This is a genomic window from Pseudoalteromonas sp. SR41-8, assembly GCF_014163915.1.
Lineage (GTDB): Bacteria > Pseudomonadota > Gammaproteobacteria > Enterobacterales > Alteromonadaceae > Pseudoalteromonas > Pseudoalteromonas rhizosphaerae.
In genome coordinates, this window is record NZ_JACJEE010000076.1 from 1 (window position 1) to 1,267 (window position 1,267).

Below are 1,267 nucleotides of genomic sequence, written 5' to 3' on the forward strand. Positions count from 1 at the left end.
GGATCTGCACTTGACCGTAGCGGAAGGTAAACCCGAGAAATTTCGAGCCTGATACTGGACCGACCCGACTTTTCGATTCATTCACTTTGAGTTTTAATCGCTTAGTGATGAACGCAGTAATTTCCCGTTGGATTATTAGTCCTTCGCTTTTCGTTTTTACTAAAATGATTATGTCATCAGCGTAACGGGCAAACTTAAGGTGTTTGTAGGCTAGCTTCTTATCTAATTCATCGAGTAAAATATTGGAAAGTAAAGGGGATAATGGCCCACCTTGAGGGACTCCTTTGGTTGACTCAAACCACAGACCTGTTTCGCACTCTGCTACTCCCACTCGTAGGTATTTACCGAGTAGGCGCATGAGTGCTTTGTCTTTGATTTTACGACCAACACGATTCATTAGCATGTCATGGTTTACTTCATCAAAGAACTTAGACAAGTCGATATCAACCGCTGTTTTATAACCTTGTTTAACACAAAATTGAACATGGTTCACTGCTTGACTGGCTCTTTTATGAGGACGATAACCATAACTATGTGGTGAAAATTGAGTCTCAAAGTAAGGGCTGATCACTTGAGCAATGGCTTGTTGGATCACTCTGTCGATAACAGAAGGGATCCCAAGCATTCGCTCACCGCCATCGGGTTTGGGTATCATCACGCGTTTGACTGGCAAGGGTTGATAAGTGCCGTTAAGTAATTGTTGTTTAATACTCAGCCAATGTAACTTAGCGAAGTGATTAAACTCTTCAATACTCATATTATCAATACCCGCAGCCCCTTTATTGCGCTTAACATGTTGCCATGCTGCACCAATATTGTGGTTGCTTAGTACCCTTGCCATCAGGTCATGATCTGTTTGGCTATATTCATTCGAGGTATTATTCACAGTAGAACGCTGTTCATCACTATCGCAACACGGTGATCTATGTGAATTCAAGTTCATTTGTAGTATCTCCTCTGGTTAAGATGTTCAGGCCTTCACCGTGTCCCCTCCATTACGATGGGCGTTTGGCTACTATGCCGTCTGCTGACTTCTGATAAATCACTCTAGCGATTACTCGATAAAGCGCGTCTAAACTAACGCTTGTTTACTGCTATTTCGCTCGCTGTAGGTCGCAGCAACCAAAGCGCCAAGGGTTGATCAACCAGTCCCTAACTGGTAATCTCCAAGCGTTAGCGCGGATGCGTGTTTATCAGATCTCCCCGAATAAGGTGCATCGACTTTCTCTGCACAACTGCATCATTTACGGTGGCCGTTAGATCACAT

Annotated in this window: 1 protein-coding gene; it reads right to left on the reverse strand. The window is 43.6% G+C overall.

Features of this window, described 5'->3' with window-relative positions; genetic code table 11:
- Window positions 1-943 (reverse strand): group II intron reverse transcriptase/maturase (ltrA, locus tag H5162_RS21060; RefSeq protein ID WP_259398303.1); only part of this gene is annotated, 943 nt, incomplete at its 3' end.
- Window positions 944-1,267 lie beyond the last annotated feature (324 nt).